12 protein-coding genes are annotated in these 14608 nt (G+C 65.6%); 6 read left to right on the top strand and 6 right to left on the bottom strand.

Annotated elements, in window-relative coordinates; translation table 11 throughout:
- Nucleotides 1-112 precede the first annotated feature (112 nt).
- The gene (locus P9255_RS22210) at nucleotides 113-1657 is read left to right on the top strand and encodes an FGGY-family carbohydrate kinase (protein WP_309763189.1); all 1545 of its coding nucleotides are present in this window, start codon (nucleotides 113-115) and stop codon (nucleotides 1655-1657) included.
- Nucleotides 1658-1662: 5 nt separating this feature from the next.
- Here P9255_RS22210 and P9255_RS22215 read toward each other — a convergent pair whose 3' ends face one another.
- The gene (locus P9255_RS22215) at nucleotides 1663-2484 is read right to left on the bottom strand and encodes an EAL domain-containing protein (RefSeq protein ID WP_309763188.1); all 822 of its coding nucleotides are present in this window, start codon (nucleotides 2482-2484) and stop codon (nucleotides 1663-1665) included.
- Nucleotides 2485-2661: 177 nt separating this feature from the next.
- On the opposite strand from P9255_RS22215, the gene hmgA reads away from it, so the two are divergent.
- From hmgA to P9255_RS22235, 4 genes are all read left to right on the top strand, one after another.
- The gene (gene hmgA / locus P9255_RS22220; protein WP_309763187.1) at nucleotides 2662-3999 is read left to right on the top strand and encodes a homogentisate 1,2-dioxygenase; all 1338 of its coding nucleotides are present in this window, start codon (nucleotides 2662-2664) and stop codon (nucleotides 3997-3999) included.
- The gene (gene fahA, locus P9255_RS22225) at nucleotides 3996-5282 is read left to right on the top strand and encodes a fumarylacetoacetase (RefSeq protein ID WP_309763186.1); all 1287 of its coding nucleotides are present in this window, start codon (nucleotides 3996-3998) and stop codon (nucleotides 5280-5282) included. Before hmgA ends, fahA begins: the two co-directional genes overlap by 4 nt.
- 621 nt (nucleotides 5283-5903) lie before the next feature.
- Entirely contained in the window at nucleotides 5904-6260 is a 357-nt protein-coding gene (locus tag P9255_RS22230) for a hypothetical protein (protein WP_309763185.1), read from the top strand.
- A 4-nt stretch (nucleotides 6261-6264) separates the two neighbouring features.
- The gene (locus tag P9255_RS22235; RefSeq protein WP_309763184.1) at nucleotides 6265-6618 is read left to right on the top strand and encodes a hypothetical protein; all 354 of its coding nucleotides are present in this window, start codon (nucleotides 6265-6267) and stop codon (nucleotides 6616-6618) included.
- A gap of 40 nt (nucleotides 6619-6658) precedes the next feature.
- On the opposite strand, the gene P9255_RS22240 is transcribed toward P9255_RS22235, so the two are convergent.
- Complete coding sequence (locus P9255_RS22240) at nucleotides 6659-7831, bottom strand: MFS transporter (protein ID WP_309763183.1); 1173 nt, start codon at nucleotides 7829-7831, stop codon at nucleotides 6659-6661.
- Between the two features lie 259 nt (nucleotides 7832-8090).
- On the opposite strand from P9255_RS22240, the gene P9255_RS22245 reads away from it, so the two are divergent.
- A complete protein-coding gene (locus P9255_RS22245; protein WP_309763182.1) occupies nucleotides 8091-8531 on the top strand; it encodes a hypothetical protein in 441 nt (146 codons plus the stop codon).
- Here the strand turns inward: P9255_RS22245 and pdeM are convergent, their stop codons facing one another.
- The 4 genes from pdeM to P9255_RS22265 are packed head-to-tail and all read right to left on the bottom strand — an operon-like array spanning nucleotide 8532 to nucleotide 14558.
- On the bottom strand, nucleotides 8532-9200 hold the full coding sequence (gene pdeM / locus P9255_RS22250; protein ID WP_309790446.1) for a ligase-associated DNA damage response endonuclease PdeM: 669 nt from the start codon (nucleotides 9198-9200) through the stop codon (nucleotides 8532-8534).
- An 8-nt stretch (nucleotides 9201-9208) separates the two neighbouring features.
- The gene (locus tag P9255_RS22255; protein ID WP_309763180.1) at nucleotides 9209-11857 is read right to left on the bottom strand and encodes a ligase-associated DNA damage response DEXH box helicase; all 2649 of its coding nucleotides are present in this window, start codon (nucleotides 11855-11857) and stop codon (nucleotides 9209-9211) included.
- The gene (locus P9255_RS22260) at nucleotides 11854-13509 is read right to left on the bottom strand and encodes an ATP-dependent DNA ligase (protein WP_309790447.1); all 1656 of its coding nucleotides are present in this window, start codon (nucleotides 13507-13509) and stop codon (nucleotides 11854-11856) included. Before P9255_RS22260 ends, P9255_RS22255 begins: the two co-directional genes overlap by 4 nt.
- Nucleotides 13506-14558 carry a ligase-associated DNA damage response exonuclease gene (locus P9255_RS22265; RefSeq protein WP_309763178.1) on the bottom strand — a complete coding sequence of 351 codons (1053 nt, stop codon included), beginning with the start codon at nucleotides 14556-14558 and terminating at the stop codon, nucleotides 13506-13508. Before P9255_RS22265 ends, P9255_RS22260 begins: the two co-directional genes overlap by 4 nt.
- Nucleotides 14559-14608: the final 50 nt, after the last annotated feature.

Raw genomic sequence — 14608 nt, forward strand, 5'->3', positions numbered from 1 at the left:
CACCGATCGGGAGTTACCCGGATAGTCAACGCGGCCGTGATTGGCGGAAGGTGCATGCGGCTTCGGTTCGAACGACAGGCGCACCATAACGATAGAACGATAGGAGACGCGAATGGACTATGTGATCGGCATCGACATCGGAACGCAGAGCACGAAGGCGCTGGTCGTCGATACGCAAGGCGCGATCGTCGCGCAGCACTCGAGCGCCTACCATCCCGATACGCCGAAGCCGCTCTGGGCCGAGCAATGGCCGCAGGTCTGGTTCGATGCGGTGACGGCGTGCATCGCTGCCTGTGTCGCGAAGGCGAAGGCGCGGGGCGTCGATGCGCAGCAGATCAGGTCGCTCTGCGTGAGCAGCCTGTATGGCGGCTCGGGCATCCCCGTCGATGAACATATCGAACCGCTGCATCCGTGTCTCATCTGGATGGACCGCCGCGCGACAGCCGAAGTCGACTGGGTGCGCGAGCACGTGGATGTGGCGCGGCTCGCGGCGATCACCGGCAACGGCGTCGACAGTTACTACGGATTCACGAAAATGCTGTGGCTGCGCAATCATCGGCCCGATGTGTGGAGCAAGACGCGCTGGCTGCTGCCGCCGAACGCGTTCGTAATTCAGCGGCTGACGGGCGAACTCGCGGTCGATCACAGTTCGGCGGGCAATATCGGCGGCGTGTACGACGTCGCCGCCCGCGCGTGGTCGCGCGAAGCGCTCGACATGCTCGGCATCCCCGCATCGATGATGCCGGAGCGGCTCGTCGAATCGTCGGAAGTGGTCGGCGGACTGCTGCCGGAATGGGCCGACAAGCTCGGGCTTGCCGCCGGCACGCCGATCGTCGCGGGCGGTGTCGATGCCGCCGTCGCGACCTTCGCCGCCGGCGTCACGCAGGCAGGGCATCACGTCGCGATGATCGGCACGAGCATGTGCTGGGGCTATATCAACCAGAGCGTCGATGCGCGGCACGGCCTCGTATCGATGCCGCATGTGTACAACGGCAAGCGGGATCTGTACGTGTTCGGCGGCGCGAGCACGGCGGGTGCGTGCGTCGCGTGGTATCGCGATCAGTTTTGCCAGGCCGAGATCGACGCCGCGAAGCAGTTGCCGCACGGCGACGCGCATCGGCTGCTGGAAGAGGCCGCGTCGAAGGTCGCGGCGGGTTCGGACGGCGTCGTGTTCCTGCCGTATCTGATGGGCGAGCGCAGCCCGGTCTGGGACGCGCATGCGAGCGGCACGTTCGTCGGGCTCAACCTTTTTCACACGCGGGCGACGCTGTATCGCGCGGTGCTCGAAGGCGTCGCGTTCGCGCTGAAGCACAACATGGAGGCGGGGCGGCGCGGGGCGCAATCGCTGGATGACCGGCTGATCGTCGTCGGCGGCGCGGCGCACTCGGACTTGTGGATGCAGATCATCGCGGATGTGACGGGCTATCCGGTCGTGTCGATCGAACAGGAAGTCGAAGCCGCGATGGGCGCTGCGCTGCTCGCGGCGCTGGGCGCGGGACTCATCTCGCGGGAGACCGCCGAAGGGGGATGGGTCACGCTCGTCGAGCGTGCGACGCCCGACGGCGGGCGGCAGCGCGTGTATCAGGAGCGATTCGGCGTTTATGTCGATCTGTATCCGGCGCTGAAAGACGCGATGCACCGGCTGCGCACTGAATAGGGCAACTAGCGGGCCGCGCCCGCATGGGCATCGAACACCGGGCCTTGCACGAAGTGCACGTCGAACTGCTGAAGCGCGTTGAACTGCGCTTCGTCGGAGACATTCGAGAAGATCAGCGGAATCTTCAGCCGATGCGCATACGCGACCAGATGCTTCACGACCGAGTCGCGCAGCGCGGCGCCCGCATCCATCTTGATGAAATCGAGCCGCGCCATCTCGGAAACCGCCATGATCTGCCCCGCGTTGGGCAGATTCCCCGCCACCTTGAACCCGTAGTGCTGATAGCTCTTGGTCAGGTAGCCGACAAACGTCTTGTGCGCCACGGCCGCCGCCGGCAATTCGATCACCACGCGCGCCGGGTTGATTCCGAACTCCAGCAGCACCGACGAAAAATGCAGGCCGTGATCGTACTTCACGCTTTTCAGGAGGCGCTCATGGACGCGGAGAAAGAGCAGGCCGGTGCGCTGCCGCCCAAAGAAGTTGAACGCATGCAGCGCCCGCGATAGACGGTCGAGCGCGACGAGCGCGCGGTCGTCGTCGAGGCGGGCGAACGGATCATGCGGCACGTCGCCTTCGATCAGCGTCAGCGCCTGCATGCCCAGTTCGTCGCCGAACCGTTCCGCGCTTTCGGGCGACGCCGACAGCGTCTGCGGGAAGCTGTGCGTGCCGACATCGAAGATCGGTTCATAGGCGCTCGCCACCGTCACCTCGCCGTAATGCGCGATGGCCTGCCGCGCATGTTCGCCTTCGCCCAGCACGATATGCGCGCCGAGGAACGGATGTTCCGCAGCTCGGGCGACGAGTTCTGGCAATGAAGGGGCGATCATGGCGTGCGCGTGTCAAGTTTTCGTGTCGATGCTACCAGCGCGCGACCGATCGCCTTGCACCAAATCGACATATTGATATGCGCGGCGCGCGCCGTCGAATCAGGGTTTACGATCTATTTCACTAATCGTAATCGGTTTACTATCGGTGAACATCGATCTACTCGAGGACTTTCCGCGATGTCCGCTTTCGACACTCACACCGACGCGAGCCGGCACTATCAGTCCGGCTTCGCCAACGACTACGCCACCGAAGCGCTGCCCGGCGCGCTGCCGCTCGGCCGCAATTCGCCGCAGCGCGCGGCGTACGGCCTGTATGCGGAGCAGCTTTCCGGCACGGCGTTCACCGCGCCGCGCGCGCACAACCGGCGGTCGTGGCTGTATCGCATCCGGCCGGGGGCGGTGCACAAGCCGTTCACGCGTATCGCGGGCAACAGGCTGCGCGCGAAGCTCGTCGCGAATTTCGCCGATGTGCCGCCCACGCCGCCGAATCAGTTGCGATGGGACCCGTTGCCGATGCCCGCCGAACCGGCCGATTTCATCGACGGCTGGGTGACCATGGCCGGCAACGGCTCGGCCGAATCGATGACGGGTTGTGCGATTCATCTGTATGCCGCGAATCGCCCGATGCGCGACCGCTTCTTCTACGATTCCGACGGCGAATTGCTGATCGTGCCGCAGCAGGGGCGGCTGTCGATCGCGACCGAACTCGGCACGCTTAATGTCGCGCCGTTCGAGATTGCGGTGATTCCGCGCGGCGTGCGCTTTTCGGTTACGCTCCCCGATGGCGAGGCGCGCGGCTACATCTGCGAGAACTTCGGCGCGCTGTTGCAATTGCCCGACCTCGGGCCCATCGGCTCGAACGGACTGGCGAATCCGCGCGATTTCCTCACGCCGCATGCCGCCTACGAAGACCGCGAGGGCGATTTCGAGCTCGTGACCAAGCTGAACGGCGCGTTGTGGCGCGCGGACATCGGGCATTCGCCGCTCGATGTCGTCGCGTGGCACGGCAACTATGCGCCGTACAAGTACGATCTTCGGCATTTCAACACCATCGGTTCGATCAGCTACGACCATCCCGATCCGTCGATCTTCCTCGTGCTGCAGTCTCCGAGCGATACGCCGGGCGTCGATTCGATCGACTTCGTGATCTTTCCGCCGCGCTGGCTCGCCGCCGAGGATACCTTCCGGCCGCCGTGGTTTCATCGCAATGTCGCGAGCGAGTTCATGGGACTCGTGCACGGCGTGTACGACGCGAAGGCCGAAGGCTTTTTGCCGGGCGGCGCGAGTCTGCACAACTGCATGTCGGGCCACGGGCCGGATGCCGGGACGTTCGAGAAGGCATCGAAGAGCGATACGTCGAAACCCGCGAAAGTCGGCGACACGCTGGCGTTCATGTTCGAAACGCGCACGCTCATCAAGCCGACGCAGTTCGCGCTGGAAACCGCGCAATTGCAGGCCAATTACTACGAGTGCTGGCAGGGCCTCACCAAACACTTCAATCCGGAGCAACGATGAACGACGCGCTGAAGGCGACGCTCGCCCCCACGCTGAAAAGCTGGATCGAGTCCGCGAACGATCCGGCGAGCGACTTCCCGATTCAGAACCTGCCGTTCGGCATCTTCAGCGATGCCGTTGACGAGCGGCCGCGCGCGGGCGTCGCGATCGGCGATTGGATCGTCGATCTTGCGGCGCTCGAAGACGCGCGCCTGATCGATGCGCAGGGCACGTTCGCCGCGCCGCGCCTGAACGGCTTCATCGCGCTCGGACGCGATACGTGGCGCGCGGTGCGGATCGCGTTAAGCGGATTGCTCGCGAAAGACACGCCGGCCTTGCGGGACGATGCTGCGTTGCGCCGCCGCGCGCTGGTGCCGCGCAAGGACGCGACGACGCACTTGCCCGTCGATATTCCGGGCTATACGGATTTCTATTCGTCGAAGGAGCACGCGACGAATGTCGGATCGATGTTTCGTGATCCGAAGAATGCGCTGTTGCCGAACTGGTCGGAATTGCCGGTAGGGTATAACGGGCGCGCGTCGTCGGTGGTCGTGAGCGGCACGCCGGTGCGTCGCCCGAATGGTCAGATCAAGTTGCCTAACGAGGACCGCCCGGTATTCGGCGCGTGCCGCAAGCTGGATATCGAACTGGAAACGGGGTTCATCGTCGGGCGCGGAAATGCGCTGGGCGAGCCGATTGCGTGTGAGGAGGCGGAGGCGCATATCTTCGGCATGGTGTTGCTGAACGACTGGAGCGCCCGGGATATTCAGCAATGGGAGTATGTGCCGCTCGGACCGTTCAACTCGAAGGGCTTTGCGACGACCATTTCACCGTGGATCGTGACGCTCGATGCGCTCGAACCTTTTCGCACCGCGACGCCCGTGCAGGACCCGGAGCCGCTGGCGTATCTGAGGCATGCGGGGGATCATGCCTTCGACATCGAACTGGAAGTGGCGCTGCGAGCGGATGGCGCGGCGAGAGCGACGGTCGTTTCGCGGACCAACTTCAAGCTGATGTACTGGTCGATGGCGCAGCAGCTTGCGCATCACACGGTGTCGGGATGCAATACGCGCGTCGGCGATCTGATGGGCTCAGGGACGATCAGCGGACCGACGGCGGAGTCTTGCGGGAGTTTGCTTGAGAGTACGTGGAACGGGCAGCGGCCTATTCAGCTCGACGAAGGCGGGGAACGGGCTTTCCTGCTGGACGGGGATGAAGTTGTGCTGCGGGGGTGGTGTCAGGGGGAAGGGTATCGGGTGGGGTTTGGGGAGTGTGTGGGGCGCATTCTGCCGGCGCGGGGGTGATTCAACGGACGATCCGTGCGATGGTAGCTTCCGAGGCCGAAGCCTTCGATGCGTTGAGCTATTGCTTGTCGGCGTGGGGCTCTCGTGACGGTTTTGCCGTTCGGCCTAAAGGTTTCATCAACGAATGTTCACGCTTGTCGCGCGGCGAGCGGTGTATGTTTGGGGTTCCTACGAGTTGACGAAAGTCACGCCGACTTCGCCTCGATCCTCGACACGCTCGCCGCGATGCGGCTCAAGACAAGCAAATGTTTCAACACAATGGGCTTCTTCGCATCAAGGGCCGGGTGCATCGATATCATCACCGACTCTTAAGGCTGACCAAAAATCGCTGGGACGATAAGCACTATATTGTCTGCGAATCTTTCTTCTTCAATGCTCAGATCGACAGCCGTGGAAAGCTTACGCAGTACATCGCAGCGGAGACTGCCAGCTTCCTCGAGAGAGTCGGACTCTCCGTGCCTTTCATGGATCCGCGAATCAGGATTGACGACGTCCGGGACTTCCTGCGAGGTCACATCGTCGCCGGCAGTGAACGGCACGGCCCCGTTAATGCGAGCTTCCCCGATGAGCTTTTGTTGCCCGCTCTGATTGAGCGGTATCAGGAGCGGGAAGTTCTTCGCTATGGCGTACGAATGGCCGCACGCTCGGGCGACCTTCGAAAAGACGCGCGAGGAAGTGGATCAGTGTATAGCGGACCACGCCGACTATTCGCTCAACGCCGAGCCTCTTCGTTATGACGAGCGGGAAGTCATCGGTGAAGCAGAGCAAATCGCGGGCATGCCGTATAGAGGAACGCCGGGCTCCTGGGCGTCAAGCATGCCCGGCAAGATGCCGCAGTTGCGGCAATACGGCAGAGACGGCACGCCTTTGACCGATTTCGACCTCGAGGCGCATCATGGCAACTCCAACCCGCACGCCCACAACTGGGTAGGCGGCGTGCGTGACGAGGGCGCGCCCGTTTCACTTCTTCCCTGGTGACGCGATGTCGATCGACTTATTGAACCGATGGCGCCACTTTCACGACTGGTATCTCGACAGCATCAAGGTCGGGCCGGAAACGATCGCTCTCGGCTTGTACAAGCAGGAGGAACGGGCGACGCTCACGTTCGGCGGCGTGACGTGCGTCGTGCTCGAAGGGCTGGGCTTGCTGAACATCGTATTCAGCATCGAGACGCTCACGCCGGGGAATGCGAACTATGATCGCGTCCGGGCCTTGCTTGAGAACGGCGAGCGTCTTACCGACCGGACGGGCAATTGCACCGCTTTTCTGTACTCGACGCTCGGCGCGGAACTCGCTATCGAATTCGATTCGCTCGCGGTTGAACGGGTTAGCTGACTTGACTACGAAGCGAGCCGCCGAGAACAAGCGCGATCCCTCAAACCGCCTGCCCGACCGCCCCTCTCCTTGACCGCTTGTCCAGCGTGGCCGACAACAACGTAAGCCCGAACGCGCCACAAGCCATCGCGACCCCGACCCAGGGCAGCGACGTGAGCGGCGCGCCCGCGCTGATCGCACATCCTCCCAACCACGCGCCGGTGGCATTGCCGAGATTGAACGCTCCCTGATTCAACGTCGAAGCCAGATTCGGCGCATCGCTAGCGCGATTCACGATCAGGATCTGCAGCGGCGGCACGATCGCGAACGCGAGCACGCCCCACAGAAAGATCGTGATCATCGCGGAGACCGATGCGTGCATCGTCCCGGCGAAGATCATCAGAATCACGACAATCGACGCCAGGAAAGACAACAGCGAGCGCAACAGCTTCCAGTCCGCCAGCTTGCCGCCAAGCGTGCTCCCAACCGTCAGTCCCAACCCGAACAGCAGCAGCACATACGTCACCGCATGCGGCGAAAAGCCCGTGACGTCTTCGAGGATCGGCGTGATATACGTGAACACCGAAAAAAGACTCGCCGATGCCAGCACGCTGATGCCCAGCACCATCAGCACTTGCGGGTTTTTGAGCACGTCGAATTCACGGAGGATGCTCGTCTCGCGCATCTCGATGTGCTTCGGCAGGCAAACCGCCAGCGCGCCCGCCGCCGCGACGCCGATCAGCGTGACGACCCAGAATGTCGCGCGCCATCCGGCCGCCTGTCCGAGCGCGGTGCCGAGCGGCACGCCCAGTACGTTTGCAAGCGTCAGTCCGGTGAACATCAGCGCAATGGCCTGCGCGCGACGGTTCGGCGCGACGAGATCGGCGGCGACCACCGAACCGATCCCGAAGAACGCGCCGTGACAGAACGCCGTGACGATGCGCGCGCCCATCAGCACCCAGTAGTTCGGCGCGAGCGCGCACAACAGATTGCCGACGATGAACACGCCGATCAGCCCCATCAGCGCCTTCTTGCGCGGCATTTTCGCGGTGACGATCGCGAGAATCGGCGCACCGATGGTCACGCCGAGCGCATAGCCGGACACGAGCATGCCGGCGGCGGGAATCGACACGGCGAGGTCGCGCGCGACGTTGGGCAACAGGCCCATGATGACGAATTCGGTCGTGCCGATGCCGAACGCGGCAACGGCAAGAGCTAGCAGGGGCAAGGGCATGGCGGAAGGGGCGGAATCGGCGCAAGGAAGGCCCGAATTCTACCGAAAGGTCAATTTTGATGCTGGTAGAAACCCTGACGCGCGCACGTCCGGACAATGCCGGATGATGAGCGGACTTTTACCGCATCGGCACGCGCCGGGCACGAAGGCCGCCGTGGCGGCCGCACGGCGCGGCGTACATTTCGCATCGAGCTCCGCTGCGCGCGGATCGTTGCGCGGCACGGAGTGTTGGAAAAACACAGCAACCACCCGAGAACCTATGTCTTCGATTCCCCACCGCCTGCGCGCCGTCATCGCGTGCGCCGTGCTTGCCGCCACTCACGCGTACGCGCAAAGCGACGCCTCCGGCCCCATCGCCACGAAGGCGGGCACGGTGTACTTCCTGCGCGATGAATCCGGCTTCGCCGCCATGCTCGGCACGCAGGCCTTCGACCGCTTCGACGCCCGCCGCATCGCTCATTTCGATGAAACGGACGCAAGCGGCGCACTCACACGCTCGCTGATGCAGACCGATGTCGGCCCCGTCCTCTACGACTTCCGCCGCAATCCGCCGCTCGTGCAACGCTCGGGCGAGCGCATGACGGTGCAGCGCGTGTTCTGGCAAGCCGATGAAGTGGTGATGCAGACATCGCTCGGCTGGTACAAGCTCGAAGCCGGCAAACTGTCGAAGCTGCAGGCATCGACGAAGACCTACCGCTGATCAGACGCGCACGCCGAACACGCGCTCGCCCGCGACCACGTACACGGCTTCTCGCTCGCGGCGCACGCTCTCGTTCACTTCGAAGCCGCCGGTGAACGCGCCGAACGCGGGCAGTACGCCCGCGCGCGCGCCGAAGCGAAAGCACGGCAGCCGCACGCTCTCGATGCGCGTCGCGAGCCGATACACCGGATGTTCGTGACCCGCGAGCGCATACGCACCGTTGACCGTCTGCGGATGATGGCAAAGCGCCCACGGTCCCAGCCGATACGGCTCTTTCACCAGCTCGACGCCGAAGCGCGACGGCAACTCGCCCGCGTGACGATCGTGGTTGCCCTCGACGAGCACGAGCCGCAACGCGCGATGCTTTGCGCGCCACGCATCGAGTGCGGCGAGCGTTTCGTCGGCGTGCGATTCGCGCGCATGCAGCAGGTCGCCGAGAAAGACGACCGACTCCGGCCGGTGCGTCGCGATCAGCGCATCGAGCCGCGCCAGATTCTCGGGCGTGGCGCCCGCGGGCACCGGAATGCCGCGCGCGCGGAACACGGCGTCCTTGCCGAGATGCACATCGGCGATAAACAGCGCTTTCTCCAGGGGATCGAATGCCGCGCGCTCCGCCGAGAGCAGCAGTGCGCGGCCGCATACGTCGATTGTCAGTGCCTCGATTGCCATGAGCGTGCTCAAGCCCCCGCCGCCTTCTCGAGATCGGCAAGCATCCGCTCCACGCGATCCGACAGCTTCTCCGTGCTCACCTTCTCCCGCAGCCGCGCGACGATCAGCGGAAACGCGAACGGCGTCGGTTTCTTCGGGCGCGTGAACGCGAGCCGGCTCTCGCTCATGCGCACGAGCGCATCGCGCAGGCGGCGCATTTCGAGCTCCTGCAGCATCACTTCCTGATCGGCCTGCGCGAGCAGCAGATTGCCGCGATCGTGCTTGCGGAACACCTCGTAGAAGAGCCCGCTCGACGCCTGCAACTGCCGCGCGCTTTTCTGCTGGCCCGGATGCCCCTGATAGATCAGCCCCGACACCCGCGCGATCTCGCGAAACCGCCGCGCCGACAACTCTGACGCGTTGAGGCTCGCGAGAATGTCGTGCTCCAGATCGTCGGGGGAAAAGAGGCCGTCGGCGATCAGCGTTTCCCAGTCGAACGGCTTGGCCGACAGCAACTCGAAGCCGTAATCGTTCATCGAGATGGAGAAGGTGCTCGGCTGATCGCGCGCGACCCGCCATCCGATCAGCGACCCGAGGCCGATATGCGCCATGCGCCCGGCGAACGGATAACAGAAGAAGTGATGCCCCTCGCGCGATCGCACCGCCTCGACGACCAGCACGCCCGGTCCCGGCAGCGCCGACCACTTCGCCTGAAGATCGAGCAGCGGCCTGACGGCCTGCATCTCGGGCTCGTCGTAGATGCCGTCGTTCGCGCGCGCGAGCATGACGAGCGCCGCTTCCGCCAGTTCCGACGACAGCGGCATCTTGCTGCCCGCCCATTGCGGCATCGCGCCGCGCGAGGACGTCGCGCGCTTCACATAGGCCGTCATGTCCCGCACGCGAATCAGTTCGAGCGCGCGGCCGCCGAAGGTGAAGACATCGCCGGGCTTCATGCGCGAGATGAATGATTCCTCCATCGCGCCGATGCGCCCGCCCGTCATGTAGGCGACGTTGATGGTCGCATTGGCGACGATCGTCCCGACGTTGTTGCGATGCCGCCGCACGAGATCCTCGCGCGGCACGCGATACACGCCGTCCTCGCCCGCGACGACGCGGTGATAGTCCGGATACGCCGCCAGCGACGCCCCGCCGCGCTCGACGAACGCGAGCGCCCAGTCGAATTCCGCCTGCGTCAGATCGCGATACGCATAAGCCGTGCGGACTTCGTCGAGCATCTCGCCGGGCGCGAAGCCGCCGCCGATCGCCACCGTCACCAAATGCTGCACGAGCACGTCGAGCGGCTTCTTCGGCATGTCGCGCCCTTCGATGCGATGCGCTTCGATCGCCCAGCGCGCCGCCGCCGCTTCGACGAGTTCGAGCGCGTGCGTCGGCACGATCGTCACGCGCGACACACGGCCCGGCGCATGGCCGGATCGTCCGGCGCGCTGCATGAGGCGTGCGACGCCCTTCGGCGAACCGATCTGAAACACGCGGTCCACCGGCAGGAAATCGACACCGAGATCGAGACTGGACGTGCAGACAACCGCCTTCAGCTGCCCGTTCTTGAGCCCGAGTTCGACCCAGTCGCGCACTTCCTTGTCGAGCGAGCCGTGATGCAGCGCGATCAGCCCCGCCCAATCCGGACGAAGATCGAGCAGCGCGCGATACCAGACTTCCGACTGCGAGCGCGTGTTGGTGAAGACGAGCGAGCTTTGCGCGTGCTCGATCTCATCGGCGACGGGTCCGACCTGGCGCACGCCCAGATGCCCGCCCCACGGAAACCGCTCGATGGTGTCGGGAATCAGCGTATCGACGACGAGCGTTTTCGGCTGCGCGCCGCGCACGACGACGCGCGGTGTCGTCACGCTGTGCAGCAGCGCATCGTGCGCGAGCGCGAGATTGCCGAGCGTCGCGGACAAGCCCCACACCTGCAGATCGGGCCGCCAGCGGGCCAGGCGTGCGAGCGCGAGCTGGGTCTGCGTGCCGCGCTTGTTGCCGAGCAGCTCGTGCCATTCGTCGATGACGACGAGCCGCACGTGCGATAGCTCGTCGCGAGCGTTGGCGCGCGTCAGCATCAGCGTGAGGCTCTCGGGCGTCGTCACGAGCGCGGACGGCATCCGGCGATTCTGCCTCGCGCGTTCCGTCGACGACGTATCGCCCGTGCGCAGCCCGACGGTCCAGGGCGCAGACAGCGCCGTGACGGCGGTTTGCAGCGCGCGGGCGGTATCGGCGGCGAGCGCGCGCATCGGCGTGATCCACAACACCGTGAGCGGAGCGGGGAGCGCGGCCCTGTCTGCCGCTTTGCGCTTTCCCTTCGGCGGGCTTGCGAACGCCGCGAGCGCGCCGAGCCAGATCGCCCAGGTCTTGCCCGCGCCGGTCGTCGCGTGAAGCAGGCCGCTCGCGCCGCGCTGCACTTCCCGCCAGACTTCGCGCTGAAACGGAAAGGGCTGCCAGCCGCGCTCGCCGAACCATCGCGCGATGCGCTCGTCCATCGGTTTCGCGGCTTCGATGGGGTCGCAGGCGAAGGGCGCGGGTCTGAACGTTTCGGCGGCGGCATCGAGCTTGGCCTGCGCCGCCTGCGTGCGCGGCACGCGGCGCGGACGCGGCGCGCGGCGGCGTGCGCGGCTGGCTGCGTCGGGCGGCGCGATGTCTTGCAGGTCGTCGTCGGGGACGGTCATGCCACCGCCTCGTTCAGGAAGCCTTTCAGCAGATCGAGCGTATCGGCATCCTCGATGGACTTGTCCGTACGCCAGCGCAGCATCCGCGGAAAGCGCACCGCGATGCCCGACTTGTGGCGCGGGCTCGCCTGGATGCCCTCGAAGCCGATCTCGAACACGAGCGTCGGTGTGAGGCTGCGCACCGGGCCGAATTTCTCGACGGTCGTCTTGCGCACGATGGCGTCGACCTGGCGCATTTCTTCATCGGTCAAGCCGGAATAGGCCTTCGCGAACGGGACCAGCGTGCGCACGCCGTCGGCTTCGTCCCAGACGGCGAAGGTGAAATCGGTGTAGAGGCTCGCGCGCCGGCCGTGACCGGGCTGCGCGTAGAGCAGGACGGCATCGACGGAATAGGGGTCGATCTTCCACTTCCACCAGGTGCCGGAAGCCTTCGTGCGGCCGACGCCGTACATCGAATCGCGCTCTTTCAGCATCAGCCCTTCGACGCCGCGCGCGCGGCTTTCCTCGCGCAACGCGGCAAGCGCGGACCAGTCCGATTCCTCGACGACCGGCGATACGCGCAGCAGATCCACCGACAGCTCCCGCGCGAGCGCATCCAGCTTCGCGCGGCGCGCGTGCAGCGGCTCGGTGCGCAAATCGCGGCCATCGGCTTCGAGCAGGTCGTAGGCGAGCAGCGCGGCGGGGGAATCGGCGAGCACTTTCTTCGTCAGCGACTTGCGGGTGATGCGCGGCTGGAGCCGGGCGAACGGCAGCGGCATCGTCGCGCCCGGTTCCCACGCGAGGATTTCGCCGTCGATCACCGTGCCGTCCGGAAGCGACGCGCCGAGCGCAGCCAGTTCCGGAAAGCGCTCGGTCAGCAGGTCTTCGCCGCGCGACCAGATCCAGACGCGGCCGCCGCGCTTCACCAGTTGCGCGCGAATCCCGTCCCACTTCCATTCGGCGATCCAGTCGGCGGGCGTTCCCAGCGTCGCCGGTTCGGCCTGCAACTGATGCGCGAGAAAGAACGGATAGGGCAGGCCGAGGTCGCTTTCGTGCGGGGTATCGACGTCATCGCCTTCGGCCGCGGGCGCGATCAGCCGCAGATAACGCGCGGCGCTGGGCGCTTGCCGCGAATCGGTCCAGCCGACCATGCGTTGCGCGATGCGCTTGTGGTCGACGCCCGCCACTTCCGCGAGCGCCCGCACGACCAGTTGCCGCGCGACGCCCACGCGAAAGCCGCCGCCGATCAGCTTCGTCAGCAGGAAGCGCTCGCTCCCGTTCAACTCGTTCCAGTAGCCGACGAGCCGCTCGCGCAGTTCGTCGGGATTCGCGCCGCGCAGCGTCAGCACGCGATCCTCGATCCATTGCGCAAGCCCCAGCTCCGACTCGCGTTCGGGCGGCGGCAGAACGTGCGCGATGGTCTCGGCCAGATCGCCGACCGCCTGATACGACTCTTCGAAAAGCCATTCCGGAAGCCCCGCGCGCTCGCGGGCGAACTCGATCATGAGGCGCGTCGGCACCGACTGGCGCGGCTTGCCGCCCGCCAGAAAATACGACGCCCACGCCGCGTCTTCGGGCTCCGCCCCGGAGAAATACGCGATCAGCGCCTCGAGCTTTTCGTTGGTCGATGTCGTCGCGTCGAGCGCGGTATAGAGCGTCGCGAAGCGTCTCATTGCGATGGCGTCTGTGCGGTGGCTTCGCTCGTGGCGGTATCGGCTTCGATCGCGTCGTCGCCGTATTCGGTCCTGAAAGCGCCCGCGTCGAGGCCTTGCTCGCAGAGCCATCGCACCATCGGCTCGATCTGGCCGTGCGTGACGATCACGCGTTCCGCTCCCGTCGCGCCGATCGCGGTCTGCAGGCCGGGCCAGTCCGCGTGATCCGACAGCACGAAGCCGCGATCCACGCCCTTGCGCCGCCGCGTGCCGCGCAGACGCATCCAGCCGGAGGCGAAGGCATCGCTGTAATCGCCGAAGCGGCGCATCCACGTGCTGCCTTGCGCCGAAGGCGGCGCGACGATCAGCGCGCCCTTGAACGCGGCCTTGTCGCGCGCGGCGATCTCGCTGACGAGCCGCGTATCCGGCAACGCGACGCCCGCCTCGCGATACGCGCGATTGAGCGGCTCGACGGCGCCGTGACAGAAGATCGGGCCGATGGCCGCGTCGATGCCCGCGAGAAGCCGCTGCGCCTTGCCGAACGAATAGCAGAAGAGCACGGACGCCCGGCCCTGGCTCGCGTTATGCCGCCACCATGAATCGATGCCGTGGAACACGGCCTGCGACGGCTCCCATCGATAGATCGGCAATCCGAACGTCGATTCGGTGATGAACGTATCGCAGCGCACCGGCTCGAACGGCGCGCAGGTCGGATCGGGCTCGACCTTGTAATCGCCGGACGCGACCCATACGCGCCCGCCGTGCTCCACGCGCACTTGCGCCGAGCCGAGCACATGCCCCGCCGGATGCAGCGATACCCGCACGCCGTTCACGTCGATGCGTTCGCCGTAGGGCAGCCCTTGCACGTCGATGCCCGGCAGCCGCGACAGCAGCACGCTCACGCCGGCTTCGGCCGCGAGATAGCGCGCGTGCCCGAAGCGGGCGTGATCCGCGTGGGCGTGCGTGATGATGGCGCGCTCGACGGGCCGCCAGGGATCGATATAGAAGCCTCCCGGCGGACAGTACAAGCCTTCCGGACGCGCGACGATGAGATCGGATGAAGTGTCCACGGGTCGCCGTGTGTGCTGCGTTGCCTGCACGTTGGCCCTCGAGTGTTCAG

Origin of the sequence: Caballeronia sp. LZ019, from assembly GCF_031450825.1 — a bacterium.
Taxonomy (GTDB): Bacteria; Pseudomonadota; Gammaproteobacteria; order Burkholderiales; family Burkholderiaceae; genus Caballeronia.

What these genes read in the sequence shown, in the direction of transcription:
- P9255_RS22210 (WP_309763189.1), top strand. Translation starts at nt 113, where the DNA reads ATGGACTATGTGATCGGCATCGACATCGGAACGCAGAGCACGAAGGCG.
- P9255_RS22215 (WP_309763188.1), bottom strand. Translation starts at nt 2,484, where the DNA reads ATGATCGCCCCTTCATTGCCAGAACTCGTCGCCCGAGCTGCGGAACAT.
- hmgA (WP_309763187.1), top strand. Translation starts at nt 2,662, where the DNA reads ATGTCCGCTTTCGACACTCACACCGACGCGAGCCGGCACTATCAGTCC.
- fahA (WP_309763186.1), top strand. Translation starts at nt 3,996, where the DNA reads ATGAACGACGCGCTGAAGGCGACGCTCGCCCCCACGCTGAAAAGCTGG.
- P9255_RS22230 (WP_309763185.1), top strand. Translation starts at nt 5,904, where the DNA reads ATGGCGTACGAATGGCCGCACGCTCGGGCGACCTTCGAAAAGACGCGC.
- P9255_RS22235 (WP_309763184.1), top strand. Translation starts at nt 6,265, where the DNA reads ATGTCGATCGACTTATTGAACCGATGGCGCCACTTTCACGACTGGTAT.
- P9255_RS22240 (WP_309763183.1), bottom strand. Translation starts at nt 7,831, where the DNA reads ATGCCCTTGCCCCTGCTAGCTCTTGCCGTTGCCGCGTTCGGCATCGGC.
- P9255_RS22245 (WP_309763182.1), top strand. Translation starts at nt 8,091, where the DNA reads ATGTCTTCGATTCCCCACCGCCTGCGCGCCGTCATCGCGTGCGCCGTG.
- pdeM (WP_309790446.1), bottom strand. Translation starts at nt 9,200, where the DNA reads ATGGCAATCGAGGCACTGACAATCGACGTATGCGGCCGCGCACTGCTG.
- P9255_RS22255 (WP_309763180.1), bottom strand. Translation starts at nt 11,857, where the DNA reads ATGACCGTCCCCGACGACGACCTGCAAGACATCGCGCCGCCCGACGCA.
- P9255_RS22260 (WP_309790447.1), bottom strand. Translation starts at nt 13,509, where the DNA reads ATGAGACGCTTCGCGACGCTCTATACCGCGCTCGACGCGACGACATCG.